13 protein-coding genes and 1 tRNA gene are annotated in these 22,734 nt (G+C 44.5%); 6 read left to right on the top strand and 8 right to left on the bottom strand.

Annotation, left to right across the window (positions count from 1 at the left end; translation table 11 throughout):
- The 7 genes from DWV53_RS00185 to DWV53_RS00155 form a co-directional block, all read right to left on the bottom strand.
- Window positions 1-849 (bottom strand): energy transducer TonB, encoded by an 849-nt coding sequence (locus DWV53_RS00185; RefSeq protein ID WP_117586466.1) that lies wholly within the window; start codon window positions 847-849, stop codon window positions 1-3.
- Between the two features lie 31 nt (window positions 850-880).
- The gene (locus DWV53_RS00180; protein WP_117586465.1) at window positions 881-1,528 is read right to left on the bottom strand and encodes an ExbD/TolR family protein; all 648 of its coding nucleotides are present in this window, start codon (window positions 1,526-1,528) and stop codon (window positions 881-883) included.
- A complete protein-coding gene (locus DWV53_RS00175; protein WP_117586464.1) occupies window positions 1,529-2,173 on the bottom strand; it encodes an ExbD/TolR family protein in 645 nt (214 codons plus the stop codon). It abuts the gene before it with no gap.
- 30 nt (window positions 2,174-2,203) lie between these two features.
- Window positions 2,204-3,040 (bottom strand): MotA/TolQ/ExbB proton channel family protein, encoded by an 837-nt coding sequence (locus tag DWV53_RS00170; protein WP_006849145.1) that lies wholly within the window; start codon window positions 3,038-3,040, stop codon window positions 2,204-2,206.
- 255 nt (window positions 3,041-3,295) lie between these two features.
- On the bottom strand, window positions 3,296-4,489 hold the full coding sequence (locus DWV53_RS00165; protein WP_118150804.1) for a pyridoxal phosphate-dependent aminotransferase: 1,194 nt from the start codon (window positions 4,487-4,489) through the stop codon (window positions 3,296-3,298).
- A gap of 112 nt (window positions 4,490-4,601) precedes the next feature.
- On the bottom strand, window positions 4,602-5,813 hold the full coding sequence (locus tag DWV53_RS00160; protein ID WP_006849147.1) for a bifunctional 3,4-dihydroxy-2-butanone-4-phosphate synthase/GTP cyclohydrolase II: 1,212 nt from the start codon (window positions 5,811-5,813) through the stop codon (window positions 4,602-4,604).
- Window positions 5,814-5,840: 27 nt separating this feature from the next.
- The gene (locus DWV53_RS00155; RefSeq protein ID WP_118064816.1) at window positions 5,841-7,739 is read right to left on the bottom strand and encodes an LptF/LptG family permease; all 1,899 of its coding nucleotides are present in this window, start codon (window positions 7,737-7,739) and stop codon (window positions 5,841-5,843) included.
- Window positions 7,740-7,998: 259 nt separating this feature from the next.
- On the opposite strand from DWV53_RS00155, the gene DWV53_RS00145 reads away from it, so the two are divergent.
- Both DWV53_RS00145 and DWV53_RS00140 read left to right on the top strand, forming a co-directional pair.
- Window positions 7,999-8,072: transfer RNA gene (locus tag DWV53_RS00145), tRNA-Met, on the top strand.
- A 340-nt stretch (window positions 8,073-8,412) separates the two neighbouring features.
- A complete protein-coding gene (locus DWV53_RS00140; RefSeq protein WP_118150802.1) occupies window positions 8,413-11,220 on the top strand; it encodes a hybrid sensor histidine kinase/response regulator transcription factor in 2,808 nt (935 codons plus the stop codon).
- 413 nt (window positions 11,221-11,633) lie between these two features.
- Here the strand turns inward: DWV53_RS00140 and dinB are convergent, their stop codons facing one another.
- A complete protein-coding gene (gene dinB, locus DWV53_RS00135) occupies window positions 11,634-12,752 on the bottom strand; it encodes a DNA polymerase IV (RefSeq protein WP_118150800.1) in 1,119 nt (372 codons plus the stop codon).
- A gap of 690 nt (window positions 12,753-13,442) precedes the next feature.
- On the opposite strand from dinB, the gene DWV53_RS00130 reads away from it, so the two are divergent.
- From DWV53_RS00130 to DWV53_RS00115, 4 genes are all read left to right on the top strand, one after another.
- Window positions 13,443-15,743: a TonB-dependent receptor gene (locus DWV53_RS00130; protein ID WP_118150798.1), complete on the top strand. Its 2,301-nt coding sequence runs from the start codon at window positions 13,443-13,445 to the stop codon at window positions 15,741-15,743.
- 127 nt (window positions 15,744-15,870) lie between these two features.
- On the top strand, window positions 15,871-17,769 hold the full coding sequence (locus DWV53_RS00125) for a GH32 C-terminal domain-containing protein (protein WP_118150796.1): 1,899 nt from the start codon (window positions 15,871-15,873) through the stop codon (window positions 17,767-17,769).
- Between the two features lie 186 nt (window positions 17,770-17,955).
- Window positions 17,956-19,419, top strand: a complete 1,464-nt coding sequence (locus DWV53_RS00120; protein WP_181992357.1) for an AraC family transcriptional regulator — start codon at window positions 17,956-17,958, stop codon at window positions 19,417-19,419.
- A gap of 178 nt (window positions 19,420-19,597) precedes the next feature.
- On the top strand, window positions 19,598-22,711 hold the full coding sequence (locus DWV53_RS00115; protein ID WP_118150792.1) for a SusC/RagA family TonB-linked outer membrane protein: 3,114 nt from the start codon (window positions 19,598-19,600) through the stop codon (window positions 22,709-22,711).
- Window positions 22,712-22,734 lie beyond the last annotated feature (23 nt).

The raw sequence follows: 22,734 nt of genomic DNA, 5'->3' as shown, positions 1-22,734 counted from the left end.
TTACTGCAATCTAAATACAACTGGTACAGTATACTTAACACGTACAGCAGAACCGTTTTGCTTACCTGGTTTCCACCTAGGCATGCTCTTAACGACACGCTGTGCTTCACGGTCAAGTGAAGGGTCTACGGAACGAGCTACCCTAACATCAGAGATAGAACCATCACGTTCTACCACGAATGATACGATAACACGACCCTGTACACCATTCTCCTGTGCAACGACAGGATACTTGATGTTGCTTGCAAGATAAGACATCAGGGCGCCTTGTCCACCAGGGAATGAAGGCATCTCCTCTACGACGTCGAAGACCTTAGTAGCAACCTCAGGTTTTGGTGCTGGTGGTGGAGGTGGAGCTGCCACTGCAATATCATTTCTTACAGCTTCAACTGTACGGTCCTTCACACCTTCCTTGTTTTCAGTACCGACTGCAACTTTGTCATCCAGTTTATCCATCTGCTTAACCTGGTTTTCCTCTTTTACGAGTTCATCCTTCTTAATGACAGGTGCGGTAAACTTCTGAGTTTCGCGAGCCACAGGAATCTCCTTTTTCATTTCAACCTTAGGCTTCACTGGCTCCTTCTTCTTTTCTTCCTTCTTAGCCTGCTGCTGGAGTTTAGCCAACTCCATAGCTTCCATATATGCTTGCTGCTCTTCAGCCTGTTTCTGTTCAATAACCTTCCAAGCTAAAAAACCACCCACGAGAGCTGCAGCAATGACCAAGATAAGCAGAGCCTTGATATTTCGGCCAGAAGTACCCTTACGGAGCTGGTATGCACCATACTCCTTGTTCTTTCCGGCGAAAACCATATCGACCCATTTAGGATCGTAAAGATCAATTTTTGCCATTTCTTTCTTGTTTTAATTGTTAGTACACATCTTACATCTTAACGTTTCTAGACTTGAGAAGCTTCTCATCGTCTCCGTTAATCTTATCGATGACATACGTACCAATGTTCAAAATCTGCATTTCATCGAGTGCATCAACCATATTCTTATATGAAGCATTATCTGTAGGCTTGATGACGATAGTAAGAGTAGGAATCTTTCCGTCCTTCAAGTTACCAGCCTTCAAATCGCTCAACTTCTTCTGATAGATGCTATCAGGATACTGCTTAGGATTCTTCTGACGGTCCATGTTCAACTCCTTGACAGCAAGTGCGATTCTTTCTACAGGGCGTGTGCCGTTTTCTGTAGCGTGCTCTCTCAAGACCTTACGGACGCCCTGGCTTCCCCATGTAGTCTCCTTGATCCATGTTGGATCATCGTACTTAGGAATACCAGCACCATAATAAATCTTGTTATCTGCTGTTACGTAGAGTGTCACAGTTTCAGAAGCCTTAGCTTCGTTCTTCTGATCTTCTTGAGTATTCTCATCATTACTTGGCATAGTCAGCTCCATAGTCTGAGGTTTGCTCAAAGATGTACACAGCATGAAGAACGTGATAAGCAGCATGAGCATATCCACCATAGGCGTAAAGTCTACGCGGACATTCATTTTCTTTTGTTTGCTTTCTTTCTTTGCCATTTATTCGTCCCCCTGTTGTTTTAACTGTGTAATCATATAGTAATGACTCTCGTCCATATCCTGGAGTTCGTTCATCACTCTCTTAACGGTCTTGTAAGGTGTAGAAGCATCTGCCTTCAGGGCAATCTTGATGTCTTCGTTTACGTTACGAGCTGCGTCAACCCACTGCTGGAACTCGCTCATACCGCCCTTAATACTGTCGAGAGGAATACCTTTAGTCTGGAGATACTGTGGACGCTTAGAAGCGTTCATTGTCAGATAAGTACTCAAGTCGCCCATAGGTACGCCGAACAAACCCTCGCTCTTGAATGTCTCAATCTGTTTTGGGTTCAATGACACGCCGAATGCTCCTGTCATTGTGCTCAGTGTAGCTCCCAACTGATCAGTATTATCAATACTCATAAATACTTGGCCCTCGCCGGTAGGATTACCAGCCTTGTCCTTTTCAGGACTAACCAAGATGGTCAAGACACCGTTCTCTGGCACCTTAATCTCAGACACAGAACCTGGTGTATTTACCTTAACTGGCTCATTCTTTACGAAAGTAGAGGTGAGCATGAAGAAGGTAAGCAGCAGGGTCATAACGTCTGACATAGGCGTCATGTCGATCCAGATGTCACTCTTCTTAATTTTTACTTTACCCATAGCGATAAAATTTTAAAGGGTTAGCAAAAATTAAGCCTCTTCTGCGTGGTTAGCTTCGTATGTCTGAGCAATTGAGTAACCTACCTCGTCGAGTGCGTATGTCAACTTATCTACCTTGTTGGTGAATGTGTTGTAAGATACAACGGCACACCATGATGTCAAGATACCGAATGCGGTGTTGATCAACGCCTCAGAAATACCTACAGAAAGTGCTGCTGAGTCAGCGCCACCACCTTCACCCATGGCCTGGAATGACTTGATCATACCGGTTACAGTACCGAGAAGACCTGTCAAAGTACCAAGTGTTACGATTGTAGCGATGATAGGCAAGTTCATTGTCAAAGTTGGCATCTCCAACTGAGTTGCCTCCTCGTGAGCCTGCTGGATCTTAGCTACCTTCTGAGCCTTCTTCAAAGATGCGTTAGCACCAGACTCCATAGACTTGTAAGCGTTCAAAGAAGCCATAACAACGTTAGCTACTGTACCGCGCTGCTTGTTGCAGAGCTGCTCAGCCTTAGCGAAATCATTTGCGTTCAAAGCTGCCTTGATGTTTGCAACGAACTTAGGAAGAGCACCTGTACCTGTAGCGGTCTTAAGAGCCAACCAACGCTCGATTGTCATAGCCAACACTGTGAGCAACAATGTGTGGATAACTGGTACGATTACACCACCTTTGTAGATAGTACCCCAAATGTCTGCTGGGTGATCCTGTACACCAGGATCCTGGAAGTGCATGTCATTTCCGAACCATGTGAAGAACAATGTGAATGCGATGATAGCACATACCACGATGATCCAGAATGCGCCTCTTACTCCCTGAAAGCCCTCAGACTTCTTAGCTGGGGCTGCTTGTTTTGTAGTTGCCATAATTTTACTTTTTTTTAAATTATTAGTTAATAAATTATTAATATTTTCTTTTTTTTCTTTCTCGCTTCGTAGACCTTGAATGTGTCGTTTGTCAATAAACACAGTTGGGTTATCTATTTTGCATTGGCAAAGATAATAAATTAAAGTTTACTATCAGCCTAATTAAGAAGTTTTAACGAGATATTGGCTTATTTTATACCAATATCTCGCATTTTTCTTACATTTTGCCCCTTGAAAATGGTGTTTAAGCCATTTTTATTTCAACTTGCCCAAAGCTTCCTTGATGCGCTTGATAGCTTCAACGATGTTCTCGTCGCTTGTTGCATAGCTCATGCGGAAACAGTCTGGATCACCGAATGCGTCACCACCTACGGTGGCTACATGTGCTTCCTCGAGAAGGTACATGGCAAAGTCGGTTGAATTGTTGATGGTCTTCTCACCATTGCTCTTGCCAAAGTAGCTGTTGCACTTAGGGAAGAGATAGAAGGCACCCTGTGGCATGTTAACCTCAAGACCTGGAACCTCTTTAGCCAACTTTACAATCAGGTTGCGTCGGCGCTCGAAAGCTACGCGCATTTCCTCTACTGCACTCTGGTCGAGTGTGTAGGCTGCTTCTGCTGCCTTCTGGCTGACAGAACATGTACCGCTGGTATACTGTCCCTGGAGCTTGTTGCAGCCCTTGATGATCCATTCCGGACCAGCCAGGAAACCGATTCTCCATCCTGTCATGGCGTAAGCCTTAGATACACCATTGGCAATGATAACCTGCTCCTTTATGCCCGGTTCCTGAGCAATGCTGTGGTGCTTGCCGATATAATTGATGTGTTCGTAGATTTCATCTGCCAACACAAATACTTCAGGATGCTTTTTGAGTACTTCTGCCAGTGCAGCCAGTTCTTTCTTAGAGTATACGCTACCGGTAGGGTTGCTTGGAGAACAGAGAATGAGCATCTTGGTCTTCTCTGTAATAGCATTCTCCAACTGCTCTGCTGTCATCTTAAAGTCCTGGTCGAAACCGGCATTCACAATGACCGGAGTACCTCCTGCCAATTTCACCATCTGTGGGTAGCTTACCCAATATGGTGCAGGAATGATAACCTCGTCGCCTGGATTTACGAGTGCCAATACAGCGTTGCAGACGCACTGCTTACCACCAGTACCAACGATTACTTCATTGATAGTGTACTCCAAACCATTCTCGTTCTTTAATTTGGCTACAATTGCTTTTCGCAAGTCAGGATAACCTGGTACTGGTGAATAACGGGAATAGTTCTCGTCAATAGCCTTCTTTGCTGCCTGTTTAATATTGTCAGGAGTGTTGAAGTCTGGTTCACCTACGCTCATGTTGATTACATCAATACCTTGAGCTTTCATTTCACTACTCTTCTGTGACATCGCCAGCGTTGCTGAAGGTGCCAATCTGTTTAAACGATCAGATAATTGTGCCATAATTTTATTCTTATATTTGTTTATCGTGTGCAAAAGTAAGCAAATTATTTCTTTTTCGGAAGAAAATTGAGCATTATTTCATGTTTTGTATTGAAATAATAACATAATTTTATTATCCGAGGTGCAAAGTGTGCCCCATGCGGTCTCTCTTGGTCTTGAGATAACGCTCATTGTACTTGTTTGGTACAACTTCGATAGGTACATTTTCTACGATTTCTAAACCGTATGCTTCGAGACCTACGCGCTTTACCGGATTGTTGGTGAGCAGACGCATTTTGTGTACACCGAGATGGCGGAGCATCTGTGCACCGCAACCATAGTCGCGCTCGTCTGGCTTGAAACCGAGATGGGTATTGGCGTCAACGGTATCGTAGCCTTCTTCCTGAAGCTTGTAGGCTGCAATCTTGTTCATCAGACCGATGCCGCGTCCTTCCTGCTGCATGTAGACAACAACTCCCTTTCCTGCCTCGTCTATCATCTGCATAGCCTTGTGGAGTTGCTGACCGCAGTCACAACGCTTGCTGCCCAGGATGTCGCCAGTAGCGCAAGAAGAGTGAACACGGACCAGGATAGGCTCGTCTTCTTTCCATTCTCCCTTGATGAGTGCCATGTGTTCTAGACCATTGCTAGACTGACGGAACGGAATGAGGCGGAAGTGGCCGTATTCTGTAGGCATGTCAACCTCTTCGCCCACTTCGATGAGTGATTCTTTCTTGAGTCGGTATTCTATCATGTCTTTGATAGAAATAACCTTGAGGTTCCATTCCTTTGCCATCTTCATCAGTTCAGGCAGACGTGCCATGGTGCCGTCTTCATTCATGATTTCCATAAGTGCGCCTGCTGGATAGAGGCCTGCCATTTTACAAAGATCGATGGCTGCTTCTGTGTGTCCGCTTCTTCTTAACACACCGTTATCCTGTGCGTAGAGCGGATTGATGTGACCCGGTCTGCCGAATGTCTGCGGGGTAGAATTTGGGTCGGCAAGTGCTTTGATAGTTTCGGCACGGTCGTGTGCAGAAACACCGGTAGAGCAGCCTTCCAGTTTATCTACGGTTATGGTGAATGGTGTACCCAATACTGAGGTGTTCTCTGAAACCTGATGAGGCAAGTCGAGTTCATCGCAGCGGCTCAGGGTGATAGGGGCGCAAAGTACACCTCTTGCGTGTTTCAGCATGAAGTTTACTTTTTCTGCGTCTATCTTCTCTGCGGCAATGATGAGGTCGCCTTCGTTTTCGCGGTCTTCATCATCTACAACAATGACGAACTTTCCTTCCTTGAAGTCTTTTACAGCATCTTCGATGCTATTTAATTTGATTTCTGACATTTTGATACCTTATTATATAGTTACATTTTACTTTTTCTGTTCTTTAATCCGATGGAGGATGTCCGTATTGGTCTGACTGATGACCTTGAGGTCACGGAACAAGCGCAGTCGGAATCGCCACATTCTCAAATATAGCAGTGTGCCCACTGGGAAAATGATGGCTGCAATGATGTTGAGCCATTTCCGCTCGAATGGGCGTGTATGTGCCTTGACAGAAAGAACCGGATATTGGTTCATGTCGTGCAGGATATACTTGTTGGCGGTATTGGTCAAGTCTTCTATCACCTCTTCCAATTCTGCATTGATTCTTTCTATCTCATGATCAGGCTCGTATTTGAAGAATACATTGATGACGTTTGGAAGATGAACCAGTTTGTGTTCCTTATTATATAAGGTGATGTCTTGGTTTATTCTTTCCAGTTTCTCTGCATCCGCCTGATAGTCCGGGTCGGTGATAATCACTTCCTTACCGAAGTAATGGCGTTTCTGTCGTAAACCGAGCAGTTTCATGAAGAACTCTTTGTAAACATCCATATTGAATACGGAAGAGTCATTGGTTGCCTTGTAGGTTACGAAGATAGCCAAAGGCGTCAATACTGCCGGTGCAAGACCTTTACCGAACCAGATGGCCCACATTCCGCTTCTTGACATTCTGTATCCTGTATTGTCGAGGATGAAGAAGACGATGAATACAAGTACGGAGATGACGACAGGGAAACCCAGTCCTCCTTTTCGGATGATGGCTCCTAATGGCGCTCCGATAAAGAAGAATATGAGACACGAAAGGGCTAGAGTGAACTTGTTGATAGCCTCAATCTTGTGCTGTCTTATCATGTAGTCTGCATCGCTCGTAGACATCGATTTGAAATCAAGGTCAGAAAGCTCCTGTTGTACGGTAGACTGTGCCTGGTTTACCGCCATGAGTTTCTTGTCCTGTGGCAATTTGTTATATAAGGTGTCGAAAATGAATCTTTCGCCCTTCTTGATTTCTTTGAGAGAGTCCTTCTTGTTGATGCGCTGTGCACCTCCATAGAATCTCACGTTGGCTTCGTTCAGGTAGATTCTTCCGATTGAATCATATAATTGGTTAAGCGAATCGATGTCGTGGTTGATTTTCTCCAGACTTTTACCCTTTGCATTTCCTGAAAGCGAAGCTGCATCGGTCATACTGAAGTCTCCATCAAAGTCGAGAATGATTTTTTTGGAAACGAAAGTCTCTCGTCTGTATGGTACGGCAGCTGTATTGGCAAGTGCACTGCTTTGCATGTTCTCAAACCATTCTCCACTGTAGAGGCTCAGAACAAGATGCTTCTTTTCTGCTGTACTCTGGAGCATGCCAGAATCTGCCAATATGATGGCGGCATCTTCATAGCTGTCGGTCATGCGGTAAATCATGATGCCGTAAAGTTTTCCGGTTTTCAAATCCTTCTTCTGCACATAAAGGTTGCAGTTTGGAATACCATCATAGAAGATTCCTTCCGGAATTTCCAGTTCCGGGCTTTTCTGTTTCATGGAAATCAGAAGTTGTGCCAGTTTCATGTTCGACTTAGGTCCCACATTGTTCTGGAAATAGAATGAGCCAAACATGATGATGACGGTGATGACGATAAGTGAGCGGAAAGCCTGCATCAGTGAAATGCCGGCAGCCTTGATGGCTGTAAGTTCCGAACTCTCGCCGAGATTACCGAACGTCATGAGTGAAGACAGGAGAATAGCCAATGGCAGAGCCTGCGGTACGAGCATCAGGCCCATGTACCAGAAGAATTGAGCCATCACGTCCATCGTGAGTCCCTTACCGATGAGTTCGTCAATATATCTCCATAAGAACTGCATCATCAGCACAAACTGGCAGATGAAGAAAGTTCCCATGAAAAGGAGACCAAACTGCTTGGCAATAAATATGTCTAATTTCTTAATTCTAAGCATTTCAATATTCTGTTGTTTCAGACCTTTTTTTATTTAAAATAATAGCAGGTCTGTTATTCAGCGTGCAAAGGTAATACAAAAAAATAAGAAAACCTTTATTTTTCGTTTTTTTTATATATATAATTAGGTGAAAGAGGGGCTGAAATGTGAGGAAAAAGAGAAAATGAAACTTTTTTTGAAAATTTCTGCCGAAAAATTTGTTCAATTCAAATAAATGTATTACCTTTGCACCCGCAAATGAGAAATCAATTGCTTGGATGGCGGGATAGCTCAGCTGGTTAGAGCGTCGGATTCATAATCCGGAGGTCGAGGGATCGTGGCCCCCTCCCGCTACAAGATGAGAGACATCAACTTTTTAGTTGGTGTCTTTTTTATGCTCTGAACTTTTCCACACTTATTCACTTCTCATAGATAAGTTATCCACATGTGTGTTGATAACTATGTTATTCCGTTGGTTATCAGATGTTTTTCCTGTTGGTAACTGGTGTGGAAAAGATAAATATGAAAGACTTTCCTATGTTTTTCTTGGTGTTTTCAGAATAAAATATTTGTAAAAAACTGACCAATGGGGCTAAAATACAAAAAAAAGTTGTATATTTGCAGCGGTAAAGTTTTATTTTTAGGCATTTGTTGAATGCCCCTTCTTTATAAACAAAGAAATTGTATAAACTGTATGAAACGAAAATTACACCTTATTATATATGTAGCGATCATCGTGTTGCTGACCGGTTGTGCTCAGAAGCCTAGGAAGTTTGTCATTGGCGTATCCCAGTGTTCGGAAGATGTCTGGCGCGATAAACTGAATGATGAACTGAAGATGGGCGAGTATCTCAACGATTCGCTTATCGTGAAACTGGCTTCTTCCAACGATGATAATGTGTTGCAGAATAAGCAAGTTAACCAGTTTATCGATGAGGGCGTAGATCTGCTTATCGTATCTCCTAATCAGCTGAGTGCTATATCCAAGTCGGTAGAGCGTGCTTACGATAAAGGTATTCCTGTGATTCTCTATGACAGGAAGACCAATTCTGATAAGTATACGGCATTTATCGGCTGCGATAACTATACTATAGGTAAATCGATGGGAACTTTTATCGCCCAGCAGCTTCAGGGAAAGGGCCGCATCGTTGAAATCAGTGGTTTGGAGGGCTCTTCGCCTGCTTTGGAGCGTCATCGTGGTTTTATGGATGCTATCAAGCCTTATCCTGGGTTACAGGTTGTAGCCTCGGAGGAAGGAAACTGGAAAGAAGAGGGTGGGATCCAGGCGATGAAACGCATATTGAAACAGACACAGGACTTTGATTATGTCTTTGCCCATAATGACTGTCTTGCCTGGGGAGCTTATGTGGCTGCCCGCCAGATGAGGGTAAAGCGTAACTATAAGTATACCGGAGTAGACGGCATGGCTACCGAAGGTGGTGGTTTGGAACTTGTGCGCGATGGTATTTTCGAAGCCTCTTATCTTTATCCTACCAAGGGTGACGAGGTCATAGCGCTTGCCATGAAGATATTGAAGCATCAGCCTTATGAACGCGACAATTATCTGAGCACTTCTATCATAACCCAGGCAAATGCTGCCCTTACATTGATGGAGGCTAGAGATGCCGAGCGTCAGGCGCACAATCTGAAGACTTTGCATAAGCAGGTAGACCAGTATCTGTCTGATTATAATTCACAGAAAGTCATGCTCATAGGTCTGTGTCTGTTCCTGCTTGTTTGCCTCGCAGCTGCGGCTTTAATTTTCAGAGGTTATCTGATAAAGGTGAGGCTGAACGAAACATTGGCTAAGACAAATGGCGAACTGAAGCGACTGAATGTAGAATTGGGTGAAAAGAATGAAGAATTGAAACGATTGAATGAGGAGGTCTTGGAACTCACTCATTCCCGTCTGGTATTCTTTACCAATATCAGTCATGAACTTCGCACGCCTTTAACCCTGATAGCCGACCCGGTAGAGATGCTGCTTGAAGATTCCGGCATCAAGGGCAAGAGCCGCGAACTCTTGAAGATGGTGCAGCGTAACGCCCTTGCTCTCCAACAGTTGGTAAGTAACATTCTTGATTTCCGTAAGATTCAGAATGGCAAGATGGAACTGAAACTCTATCGCTTCGACATTGTGAAGACCTTGACGATGTGGGTGGGCGACTTCCAGCTTACTGCCGAGCGCAAGCAGATCAGACTGCATCTGGATGTTGATGACTTGAAAGGCAGCCATGAAATGATAGCCGATCAGGATAAGATTTCCCGTATCGTGTTCAATCTGTTGAGCAATGCCTTGAAATATACGCCTGCTGGTGGCGAAATTTTTGTTTCGCTGAAAGATGAAGGTGCCAATCTCCGTCTTGATGTGAAAGATACGGGCAAGGGTATCTCGCAGGATGAGGCTGATAAGATCTTTGAACGCTTCTTCCAGGCCAAGGGTGCTGCCAGCGGTACGGGTATCGGTCTGGCTCTGGTGAAATCATTTGTAGAGTTGCATCATGGTGAGGCTAGGGTAGAAAGTGAACTGGGAAAGGGCTCTGATTTTATCGTTGTCATTCCTCGTGAGCAGGAGGGTGATTCACAAGTTATCCACAATGATGTGGATATTGTGGATAACTCTGTAAATGCTTCTGCGTCAACTGGTAAGAATGTTATAGATGAATCTGTTTTGCAATATATTGACGATGGAGACAGAAGTCGTGAAAAAGTTCAGCGGTTGGTAAGCGAGAATACCAATCGTCCTACTGTTCTGGTTATTGATGATAATACCGATATCCGTCAGTATGAGCGTACACTTTTGCAGGATGAGTATGTTGTTCTTGAGGCTGCTGATGGTAAAGAGGGGCTGGCTGTCGCCTTGAAAGAGGTGCCTGACCTGGTAATCTGCGATGTGATGATGCCTGTTATGGACGGATTGGAGTTGACAGAACAGTTGAAGACGAATACGGCTACCTCTCATATCCCTGTTATTATGCTCACTGCGAAGAACCTGGAGGAGCATCGCGCTGAGGGTTATGAGCATGGAGCAGATTCCTATATTACCAAACCATTCCACAGCAAGGTGCTTCTCGCCCGTATCGAGAATCTCTTGCGACAGCGTCAGCTCCTGAAGAATCTTTATCAGGGGACTAAAGAGGCTGAGAAGGAGATTTCTGAGGCTCATCTGGAAGATCGTGACAAGCAGTTCCTCAAGCAGCTTCAAGCCATTATTCAGAAGAATATTTCTGATAGCGAGTTTGGAGTTGAGGATATGGGACAGCAGATTGGCTTAAGCCGTGTGCAGCTCTATCGCAAGGTGAAGGCGATGACAGGCTCTTCTGTTGTTGACTTACTCCGTAAGGCTCGCCTTGCCAAGGCTAGGCGTTTGCTCGAAACCCGTAGCATGAGTGTCTCTGAAGTAGCCTATGAAGTGGGCTTCTCTGCGCCGTCTTACTTCACAAAATGTTTCAAGGAAGAGTATGGAATGTTACCTGGTGATGTAGGTAATGTGATGAAATAGAGAGAAATACGCTATACCTGAAGTGTAAAATCTGTGAATATATGGATAAAAATCGTTCATTTCCTAGCATAAAAAGTACATTGTATCATTTTTGTCACTATTTGAACGATAATTATAGCTGGGTTTCGCTGAAACTTACTATCTTTGCACCAGAATTTAGAAGTTTATAAATTGTTTCATGCAGAAGTAGTTGCATTTTCATAGGTTTAGGTTTTTAGGTTTTATGTTTTAAGGTTATAGGATTGAGTATTCATTAAGGTAAGTAGTTTTCTTTAAGGTAAAAAGTTTTGTTTTGGGAAATAACTAGTAATGAGAGAAAGCAGCTGTATAGACGGGATGTCTGACAGCTGCTTTTCGCGTATTATCTGGTTTGTTACTTTTTAAGCGGGCATACTATAGCTTTTTAAAGGGGCTTATTCCCAATCTTCGAATTCCAGTTCCAGTTCTTTGTATTCGGGCTTGAAACTGCTGTTCTCCTTATCTTGCTTCCTGGCTTCTTCTGATGAGGCGTTGCTTACGGACAGACCAAGCAGGCGGATGGGATGAGCCGAGGAGTAATCTACCTGTTTCAGCAGCCGTTTGGCAAGAGGTAGAATATCATCCTTCTTTTTCAGAACCTTTTCTTGCGAGATGCTTCGTGTTATCTGGGTGAAATCGGCAAACTTCACCTTCAGCGTCAGGGTTCTTCCTTCGAAACCGCTTTTGGCGATGCGCTCCAGCAGTTCGAGTACAGTATGGTACAGTTCGATAATCACAGCCGTTTTTAGATAGATATCTTCCAGGAAAGTCTGTTCGCAGCCTACCGATTTCCGTTCACGGTAGGTGATGACAGGTCGTTCATCTATCCCCCTTGCGAAATCATAGAAGATGTGTCCGGCTTTTCCGAACATTTCTACCAGATGTTCTTCGGATACTTTCCTCAGGTCAGCTCCGTTGAAGATACCCATAAAATGCATCTTTTGCAGTGTTTTCTTGCCCACACCCCAGAAATCCTCTACAGGAAGCTGGGCGATGAAATCGAGCGCCTTGTCGGGATGAATGGTGCAGATGCCGTCGGGTTTGCGGTAATCAGAAGCCACTTTGGCGAGAAACTTGCAGTAGCTGATGCCAGCCGAGGCGGTGAGTCCGGTTGCCTCCTTGATACGGGTTTTGATTTCTTTGGCAATATCCACCGCCAGTTCTATCCCTTTCTTATTCTGCGTTACATCAAGAAAGGCTTCATCTATGGAGATGGGTTCGATGAAATCGGTATATTCCTGGAATATCTGATGTATCTGATGGGATATTTTAGCATAATAATCATGCCGGCAGGGTACGATGATGAGATTAGGGCAGCGCTGTTTGGCTTGAGCGATGGATTGCGCCGAGTGAACGCCATACTTCCTTGCCTCATAGCTGGCTGTAGAAACCACACCACGTGGTCCGTCGAAGCCAACCGCTACCGGTTTGCCCCGAAGTTCCGGATTGTCTCTTTGCTCTACCGCAGCAAAGAAGGCATCCATGTCGATATGTATGATCTTTCGCTCAGTCATTCCTGCCTTATTTTTCCCAAAAGTACAAAAAAAGATGCGTTTCCACAAAATCTAAGCTGTTTTTTATTGTTCGTTAACGTTTTTGGGTATTAGCCTACATGGTCCATCGAAATAGGCTGCGTTGAGCATCGCAAGTACTTGCGTTAGTCAACTCAAGTACTTGCGTTAGTCAACTCAAGTACTTGCGTTAGTCAACTCAAGTACTTGCGTTAGTCAACGAAGCTATCTGCGTCTGCTTCCGGAGTCGTCTCCGATAGCTTCCGGAGTCGTCTCCGATAGCTTCCGGAGTCGTCATCGATAGCTTGTTGAGTCGTCTCCGTTAATTTAACAAGTCGTCTCCGATAGCTTACGGAACCACTTGAGTAAGCTGAACCAAACACTTGACCTCACAGACTCAAGCACTTGACCTCACTGATTCAAGCACTTGACCTCATTAACTCAAGTATATCATGACACGCTCTTAATTGTCTGTAGTGATCTATATGACTCCCTTTGTCTGAAATAGAAAAGAGTTAGTTAAGAAGTAGAAACTAGCAGAAAAGTGTGAAATTCCGTTCATGCTATATCAATTATGTTGCAATGAACGGAATTTGTTATTATATGTAGAGATTTTTAAAGCCATTATACCTGTTTATATATAACTTTGCAGCAGAAATAAAAAATAGGATTAACAAATTAGAAATTTTAAGTATGCACAACTTTTTAAATGGAAAGAGCGCAGCTATGATGCTTGCACTTTCATTGGTAAATGTTACAGCAGCTTTTGCACAGGATGATAATTCAAGTGCTAAGGAAGAGGGTAATCGTAATGTAATGCTTAATGCAGCCAGTGCGAATGGACCTCGTGAGATTCAGATAGGTTTGCCTTCTGCCGATGTTAACGTATTGGAGAATGGCTTACCTGTAACTTACGCAACCAATCCTCATTCTGTCAATACCATCTGGCGTGGCGATGCAAGTTTGAGCCATCAGGGATTGCTCAAGATTGCAGAGACAGCTATCACTACCGGTAATATCGGTTATGCCGTGAACTCTTTCACCCAGAAGGGTCAGAAAGGATTCAATGGTACTCTGAACTATAAGAGCAATCACTTCGGATTGCAGGAATTCTCTTTGAATATGAATGGCGATTTGGGAAGCGACTGGTATTACAGCTTTAACATGTATCAGGATTTCGACCCGGGAACCTTCAAGATCAAGTCAACTCCTTACCAGGATCGTACTCAGATTTACAAGGCACTCCTCACCAAGAAGTATAACGGCAACCGTGGTGAGTTTACTGCCATGTATAAGTATGCCAACAGTCACAACGTGTATAACTACGCTACCCAGAGTGCTCCATTTATCTATGTGGGCGATGGAAGCGTAAAGGAGTATGGCAACTTCAAGCTCGGAACCACCTCTTATCTTCCTGTAGATAATGATATGACCTATCGTGATATGCGTACTGGTGAGTTGAAGCAGACTTCTCTCTATGATGCCTGTCTGAACAAGGCAAGCGAGGTAACCCTGATGAACAACTATCGTTTTGACAACGGTTTAAACTGGAAGGCTACCTTGAAGTACGATCACTCACGTGGTGCGATGGTTTACCAGTCTCCAATGTCTATCATCGATTTGAAGAGTGCTGCCAATCAGGGCGTATATAATTATAAGTATCGCGATATCGACGGACAGACCAAGGCTTACAACGGTCAGTACATCCAGACCCGTATGTCATGTCTCAATGCCGGTAAGATTGATGAGGCTCTCTTCACCACCGAGCTTAGCAAGAAATTCAGTACATCCACCTTCCGCCTCGGCGTGAATGAGTGGTTCTATCATATTGATTATTGCTCAAATACAACCATGTATGACCAGAGTATTCCTGCAGATGGCAGTTATGCCTTGCGAGTTTGGGATGCAAAACAGCGCGACAGCTACTTCTACGATTTCAACAAGAACGCCTCTGAGTATTACAAGGGAAGCGAAAACAAGCTGGCTCTCTACTTCACTCACGATTGGGATGTCACCAACAAGTTGAATCTCTACTATGGTGCCCGTCTGGAGTGGCAGAAGCTGAAGGGTGAAAACGCAGCAGTGAAGAATGCAAAGGGTGAATTCGTAGGCCGTTTTGCCGATTACTATCTCGGTGCTACGGCACCAGATAAGACTAAGATTGCTCCGGCTGACTTGAGTTACAACTGGTTGAACTACGATTTCTCTGTAGCAGCAACTTATAAGTTGACCGATAACTTTGGCTTCACTGGCGATTTCACTTACATCGTTCAGCATCCTAAGTTCGAGGCTTTTGCCCCAGCTGCATTGCCAAATACGGATAAGATTTCTGTGCCACTCGGTCGTGCAGGTATCTACTACAATAACTCATGGTTGAGTTTGACATCGTTGTTCTCTTACATATCAAAGACCAACAACAACTCAACTCTGAACTTGCAGCATGGCAGTGAGATCAAGGCAGCTCCTTTGACTTACGATATCCAGACATGGGGATGGACAACCGACGCTGTGGCTCATCCATTCAAGGGATTCGATTTCCACTTCCTCTTCACTTATCAGAAGCCAACTTACAAGAAGTATGAAACCAGCATCACCTTCAGCGATGGCTATGTTGGCAACATCAATGCCACAGGTAATATCGTAGCCGAGATTCCTCAGATTCTCATCGAGTTGGATCCAAGCTACATGATTACCAAGGACATCAAGCTCTGGACCAGCTTCCGTTACTTCAGCAAGACCTACGCCAACATCAACGAGGCATATTACTTCAACGGTCACTGGGAGACTTTCGGAGGTTTGAACTGGCAGGCAACCAAGCGCTTGGCTCTCGGCTGCACCGTAGTCAACTTCCTCAATCAGACTGGTGCCAAGGGTAGTATCGCAGGTGCCGAGCTGATTACCAAGGATGAGGCAAAGGGAATCAAGAATCAGATTATGACGGGTAGCTATCTTCGTCCATTCACTGTTGAATTCACAGCTTCGCTGAAGTTCTAAGCGATATAAATATCAATAAACATCATCGACAGCTTCTATATATAATATAATGTATAGGGCTGTCGGTAATAAGACAAACAATAATACGTTATAGATATAAACAATAACAATTAACAATAATAGTACAATGAGAACAAACAATATGATGAAGGCTGCCTGCCTCATGTTGATGGCATCAGCTACAACTTCTGCCTTTGCACAGAAGATGAACATCGAACACAAGGGTGATACTACTATCATCAAGGTGGAGAATCCTACCAAGTATCTTCTTCTCCCTATCCAGGAAGAGAAGGATGAGGCCCAGATTTTGCTCGATACAGGTTCTAAGGATGATACCTGGATGGACGTTCGCCTGGCTCAGAATGGTTCTGATTACTATGTGCCTTTTGCTTTGGGCAAGGGTAAGACTGCTACAGTCAAGATTCTCGGTTTGAAGAAGGATGCCTTGGCACTTAACTTGCTCAAGCTCAGCGATACATTTGATACTACCAACACCGATTACTATCGCCCATCTTATCACTTCACTCCGCTCTATGGTTGGATGAACGACCCTAACGGTATGGTATATAAGGATGGAGAGTATCATCTCTATTTCCAGTATAACCCATACGGAAGTAAGTGGGGCAATATGCACTGGGGACATGCCGTAAGCAAGGACCTGGTTCACTGGGAGCACCTCGACCCAGCCATCGCTCGCGACCCTGTAGGTTATATCTTCTCTGGCAGTTCGGTTGTGGATAAGAAGAATACGGCAGGTTTCGGCAAGAATGCCATCATCGCCATCTATACCAACCACAGTGTAAACCACGGTGAGGTGCAGTGCATCGCTTATAGCAATGACAATGGTCGTACCTTTACCAAGTACGAGGGCAACCCAGTGTTGACTCCATTCGATGGCTTGAAGGACTTCCGCGACCCTAAGGTGTTCTGGTATGAAAAGGGAAAATGCTGGTATATGATAGTTTCTGCTGATAAGGAGACCCGCTTCTACAAGTCAAAGAATCTCAAGAAATGGGATTACGTGAGTGCCTTCGGTAAGGGCTTGGGACAGCAGCCATGTCAGTATGAGTGCCCAGACTTCTTCCAGTTGCCTGTAAATGGTGATAAGAAGAAGATGAAGTGGGTGATGACCATGAATATCAATCCTGGTTGCTGGTTTGGTGGCAGTGCTACCGAGTATTTTGTAGGTGATTTCGATGGCAAGAAGTTCACTTGTCCTGATGCCAACGAAGTAAAGTGGCTCGACTGGGGTAAGGATCACTATGCTACCGTTACCTTCTCAAACACAGGCGACCGAGTTCTGGGTATCACCTGGATGAGCAACTGGCAGTATGCCAACCTTACTCCGTTCAAGCAGAACCGTGGTGCCAACGGTTTGCCTCGAGAGTTGAAGCTTTATGAGAAGAATGGCAAGTATTATGTTTCTGAGAATGTAGCTCCTGAAGTATATGCTTTGAGAAAAGAAACCAAGGATTTGGCTGATGCTTCTGTTGCCGATGCCAAGGATCTGAAGGGTGTTGCTGCCAATATGAATGGTGCCTTCGAAATCGAGGCCGATGTAACTCCAGATGCCAACGGTATTGCAGGTATTGAGATTTCAAACAATAAGCGTGAGCGCACCATGATTTACTTCGATATGAAGCAGGGCAAGGTGGTTATGGATAGGACAGAGAGCGGTTTGACCGATTTCGGCAAGCAGGCAGTTCCTCACGATATCGAGTTGGCTTGGGACAAGCAGCGTGCTGCAGAAGGCAAGGAGCCTGCCCGCATCGCCAACTCCATCAACTACAAGAACGATTTCGCTCTGGCTACCTGGGCTCCGTTGAGTCTTTGCGAGGATGGCAAGAAGACCTATCATGTTGATATTTTCGTAGATAAGTCATCTGTTGAGCTCTTCGTAGATGGCGGTCGCATCGCCATGACCAACCTCGTCTTCCCTGTAGCTCCATACGAGAATCTGAAGCTTTATACCCAGGGTGGCAAGGCTGAATTCAAGAATCTGAAGGTTCACAAGCTTGGTTTGTAAAATCTTTTGTATGATAGAATAGTTTATGTTAATAGTAAGGAGTCGCAACTTGAAAATATTTTGGGTTGCGACTCTTTTTTTGATAAAAAATGATGGCGTTTCAAAAAAGAATTAGTATTTTTGCGCTCATAATAAATACAACTATTGATGGAAAAACTTTATAAAAACTTAACTATACTATTTTGTATGATTCTTCTTCTAGGTTCTTGCACCCAGAAGAATGTGGTGATAGGTGTATCGCAATGTTGCGGTGGAGTTTGGCGCGAGAAGGTGAATAATGAGATGCGACTGGCTCAGTATCAATATAAGAATGTGGATTTGCTGTTTACTACTGCAGAGAATGACGGGCAACGCCAGGCTCGCCAGATAGACAGCATGATAGCCAGAAAGGTAGATTTAATCGTGGTGGCCCCTGATAACGTGAATGATGTTACTCCCGCCATCGAGCGAGCTTATCGTGCGCATATCCCGGTTATTCTCTTTGACAGAAAGGTAAAGACAACCCATTATACAGCTTCCATCGGTGGCGATAATGTAGAAGCGGGTAGGGAAGTAGCCCGCTTTCTTGCCAGTAAACTGGATGGAAAAGGTACCGTAGTTGAGATTACGGGCTTGAAGGATGCTTCCCCTGTCATTGAGCGCCATCGCGGTTTCCACGAGGTGATGAAGAATTACCCGGGAATCAAGGTGGTTACCCTGGAAAGCAACTGGAAGTTAGAGCGTGCCCAGGAGTTAATGAAGCAATATCTGGATAATGGCGGACATGCGGATGGCGTGTTCGGGCATAGCGACTTGGGTGCCATAGGAGCCTTTCTGGAAGCAGAGAGACGAGGCATTGATAAGCAGATGCTGATAGTAGGCATTGATGGATTGCCTGGAGAATGGGAAGGAGTGGATAGAGTGAAGAGAGGACAGTTTGCTGCTTCTTATGTCTATCCTACCCAGGGCGAAAAGATTATGGAATTGGCTATGAATATCCTTCAGAGTAAACCCTATAAGAAGGATAATGTGATGAAATCATTCCTTGCTACCCCTGAAAACTGCGATGCCATCGCTCTGCAATATCAGGATTTGGAAGCCAAGATGAAGAATCTGGATCAGATTTCTGTCAGTCTTGATTCTTATACTGAGGTTTCCCGTATCCAGAAATGGATGCTTGTGGTTGCCTTTGTTCTAGTCTTGGTTTTACTCTTTGTCATCTACTATATATATAAGGTATATAGAAAGAAGCTGCAGAAACAGAAAGCCGTGGCTCGTGGCTTTATCGAGAACAAGGAGGGCTGGGCTGCTGAACTGAATCATCTGGATGAGAGTGAACGTTATTTCATGGACCGTTTCAAGAAGAAGATTCTTGAGAATATGGGCAATGCTGATATGAAGATGGATGATTTGGGAGCCGAGATGCAGTTGAGCAAGGTGCAGCTCTATCGCAAGGTGAAGGCGATGACGGGGAAAACGCCTGCCGAGCTCTTGAAAGAGATGCGCCTGCAGAGAGCCTATACGCTCCTGATGCAGACTGATAAGACTATAGCTGAAGTCTCGGCAGAAGTAGGCTTTGCATTACCGGGCTATTTCTCTTCCTGTTTCAAGAAACAATATGGCGTTCTTCCTACCGATTTCAGAAATGAACAGTTATCTAAAAGGAAATAGTTTTCTAACTCCTTTAAAATAAGTACTTTAAAATCTTAGCAAAAGATAAGAAAATCGTTTCATGTAACATAATTATTGTTGCAGGAACGATTTTTTTTATTTATATAACAGCTTTTTCCCTAATTTTGCAGCAAATACAAGCAATGACAATTTTTGAAACTTAAAACGTTATAATAGTATGAACAATCTTTCAAGATTACTGATGAGCTCTGCGCTCTGTACTGTTTGCACCGTAGCTAGTGCACAACAGGTAAATGTAAATGGCATCGTAAAGGATGCTACCGGTGAGACAGTCATTGGAGCATCTGTTATGGTGAAAGGCACAAAGACTGGTACTGTTACCGACTTTGATGGTAACTTTCATGTAGAATGTGCTCCTGGTTCCACACTTGTTATATCTTATATTGGATATAAGACGCAAGAAGTAAAGGCTTCAGACAATATGGAGGTAACACTTCAGGAAGATGCCAACGACTTGCAGGAAGTAGTTGTAACAGGTTATACCACTCAGCGAAAGGCCGATTTAACAGGTTCCGTGGCTGTGGTTTCAACCAAGAACCTGAAGACAAGTTCAGAGACAGACCCGATGCGTGCTTTGCAGGGGCGTGTTCCTGGTATGACTGTTACTACTGATGGTTCTCCTATTGGTTCAGGAACCGTGCGTATTCGTGGTATCGGTTCTTTCAACTCTTCTCAGGATCCGCTTTATATCATAGATGGTGTACCTACCAATATGGCTTTGAATACCCTCAATACAAATGATATCGAGAGTATGCAGGTTTTGAAAGATGCTGCATCAGCTTCTATCTATGGTTCCCGTGCTTCGAATGGTGTCATCATCATCACCACCAAGAAAGGTAAGAAGGGTAGCAAGGTGGCTGTTGACTTCTCTGCCAACCTAACTGCACAGTTCTATTCCAACCAGTCGAAGATGAAGTTGATGAACTCCAGCCAGTATGCTACTGCGATGGCTCAGGCTGCCCTGAACGATGGACTCGATCCTGTGGCTTATGCTGCCAACTACGGCATCGACTTGAATGCGGCCTCTGGTACTCCAATCACCGTTTGGAATCCTGCTACCAACCAGTATCAGAACTATACTATCAATGGTCGATATGATGGCTACATCAATGCCAAGAAAACCATGCGATTCTCTGATACCGACTGGCTCGATGAAATCTCTCGCACAGGTTTCTCTCAGAACTACGACCTCTCAGTATCTCATGCCAACGACAAGCATAGCGCTATGTTCTCCTTGGGATACAAGAACAATGAGGGAGTCTTGAAATATACCGACTTCGAGAATGTCTCAGCTCGTTTGAACACCTCTTGGAATTTGAACAAGATCGTAACCGTAGGTGAGAATGTAACATTAACTTATACCTCTCAGGTAGATTGCCATCCGATGGAGAATGCCTTGAAGATGCCTTCCATCGTTCCGGTTTACGAAGAAGATGGCAAGACCTTCGCTGGTCCTGTAGGAAGTATGGCCGACCGTCAGAACCCTTGTCGTGAGCAGTATCAGAACCGCAATAACCACCTCGACTACTGGCGCATCTTCGGTAATGCCTTCGTAGAATTGAAGCCTGTCAAGGGATTGACCCTGCGCTCTAACTTCGGTTTGGATTTCAAGACATCGTTTATCAATGCGATGACGAATACTTATCATTCCGATATTGTCAACAATGACATCGCCAAGACAACGCTCTCGAATAACAATGAGACCAACTGGACATGGTCTAACACAGCCCAGTACGTTACCCAGATTGGCAAGCACAACATCGATGTACTCGGTGGTATGGAAGTTTCCAAGCAGTCGGTTATCGATTTCTCTGCCTATTCAGAAGGCTATGCGCTGGAAGATAAAGATTATATGTGGCCAAATGCTGCAACAGGAACGATGCGTAACTCGGGTGCAAAGGTAGGCTATCGCCTGGCTTCTTTCTTTGGAAAGGTGAACTACAACTGGGATGATCTCCTCCTGGCTTCCTTCACTATCCGTCATGATGGTTCATCACGTTTCGGTAAGGCACATCGCTGGGGTACTTTCCCTGCTGCATCACTCGGTTTCAGATTCTCTAATCTCCTGAAGAAGGATTGGTTGGATGATGCCAAGTTGCGACTCTCTTGGGGTCAGACAGGTAACCAGGCTATCGACAACAATGCACAGTTTGGTCTTTATGTAGTGGATTACGGACTAGATCGTGTAACCTCTACTGCATACGATCTCTTCCTGCAAGGTTCAGGTACCTTCCCTTCTGGTTATCGTGCCACACAGTTGGCTAACCCTAACTTGAAATGGGAGGCTGCTACCCAGTATAACGTAGGTTTGGATTACACCCTGTTTGGCAACACCCTCTATGGTACAGTGGATGCCTATATTAAGAATGTGAAGGATATGTTGATTAATCCTGCTTATCTGGGTGCAACTGGTGAAGGTGGAAATTCATGGCAGAATGGTCCTTCGCTCCGCAACTGGGGTATGGAGTTCACCGTGGGTTATCGCAAGACCTTGGCTAATGGACTTGGCATCGACGTGAACGGCAATCTGGATTTCTTCCGCAACAAGGTTACTTATTTGCCAGCAACAACAACAGGTGCTTATGCTCACACATCTAAGGAAAACCTGGTGCAGAGTGGCAAGTCTTATGGTTCTATCGTAGGTTATGTAGCCGATGGAATTTTCCAGAATCAGGAAGAAGTAGATAAGTCTGGACAGCCAAACGCACGTGTCGGTGGATTGAAATACAAGGACTTAGATGGTAAAAATGGAATTACTTCAGATGACCAGACTTGGATTTTCGACCCTGTGCCAGCCTTCTCTTATGGTTTGAATATTGCTCTCAACTACAAGGGCTTTGATTTCAGTATGTTCTGGCAGGGTGTCTATGACCAGGATGTGTATAACAACCAAAAGTTCCAGACCGACTTCTGGGCTATTACTGATAGTGGTTCTAACAAGGGTACCCGTTTGCTCGATGCCTGGAATACCAACAACACTGGTTCTTCCATCCCACGCTTGAGCACCATGAATACAGCCGATGAGGGGCGTGCTTCTACTTACTTCGTTGAGAATGGTTCTTACTTGAAGTTGCGCACCTTGCAGGTGGGTTACACTATCCCAAGCAGCATCCTCTCTAAGTTGAAGATGACCAGTGCCCGTGTCTATCTCTCAGGTCAGAATCTTTTGACCATCAAGAGCAACAGCCTGACCTGTTCAGACCCAGAGAATCCAAACTGGAACTATCCACTTTCAACATCCGTATCATTCGGACTTCAGGTAGGTTTCTAAAATGTTTCATATTTTTTAAAGAG

Origin of the sequence: Segatella copri (assembly GCF_003465495.1) — a bacterium.
Classification (GTDB): domain Bacteria; phylum Bacteroidota; class Bacteroidia; order Bacteroidales; family Bacteroidaceae; genus Prevotella; species Prevotella copri_G.
The sequence above is the reverse complement of the archived record's forward strand: the minus strand, read 5'-3'. Positions and strand labels throughout refer to the sequence as shown.

Excerpts from the sequence above, each read along its gene's own strand:
- DWV53_RS00155 (WP_118064816.1), bottom strand. The coding sequence starts at position 7,739 with ATGCTTAGAATTAAGAAATTAGACATATTTATTGCCAAGCAGTTTGGT.
- DWV53_RS00170 (WP_006849145.1), bottom strand. The coding sequence starts at position 3,040 with ATGGCAACTACAAAACAAGCAGCCCCAGCTAAGAAGTCTGAGGGCTTT.
- DWV53_RS00185 (WP_117586466.1), bottom strand. The coding sequence starts at position 849 with ATGGCAAAAATTGATCTTTACGATCCTAAATGGGTCGATATGGTTTTC.
- DWV53_RS00120 (WP_181992357.1), top strand. The coding sequence starts at position 17,956 with ATGATTCTTCTTCTAGGTTCTTGCACCCAGAAGAATGTGGTGATAGGT.
- DWV53_RS00140 (WP_118150802.1), top strand. The coding sequence starts at position 8,413 with ATGAAACGAAAATTACACCTTATTATATATGTAGCGATCATCGTGTTG.
- DWV53_RS00125 (WP_118150796.1), top strand. The coding sequence starts at position 15,871 with ATGAGAACAAACAATATGATGAAGGCTGCCTGCCTCATGTTGATGGCA.
- DWV53_RS00115 (WP_118150792.1), top strand. The coding sequence starts at position 19,598 with ATGAACAATCTTTCAAGATTACTGATGAGCTCTGCGCTCTGTACTGTT.
- dinB (WP_118150800.1), bottom strand. The coding sequence starts at position 12,752 with ATGACTGAGCGAAAGATCATACATATCGACATGGATGCCTTCTTTGCT.
- DWV53_RS00165 (WP_118150804.1), bottom strand. The coding sequence starts at position 4,489 with ATGGCACAATTATCTGATCGTTTAAACAGATTGGCACCTTCAGCAACG.
- DWV53_RS00130 (WP_118150798.1), top strand. The coding sequence starts at position 13,443 with ATGCACAACTTTTTAAATGGAAAGAGCGCAGCTATGATGCTTGCACTT.
- DWV53_RS00175 (WP_117586464.1), bottom strand. The coding sequence starts at position 2,173 with ATGGGTAAAGTAAAAATTAAGAAGAGTGACATCTGGATCGACATGACG.
- DWV53_RS00160 (WP_006849147.1), bottom strand. The coding sequence starts at position 5,813 with ATGTCAGAAATCAAATTAAATAGCATCGAAGATGCTGTAAAAGACTTC.
- DWV53_RS00180 (WP_117586465.1), bottom strand. The coding sequence starts at position 1,528 with ATGGCAAAGAAAGAAAGCAAACAAAAGAAAATGAATGTCCGCGTAGAC.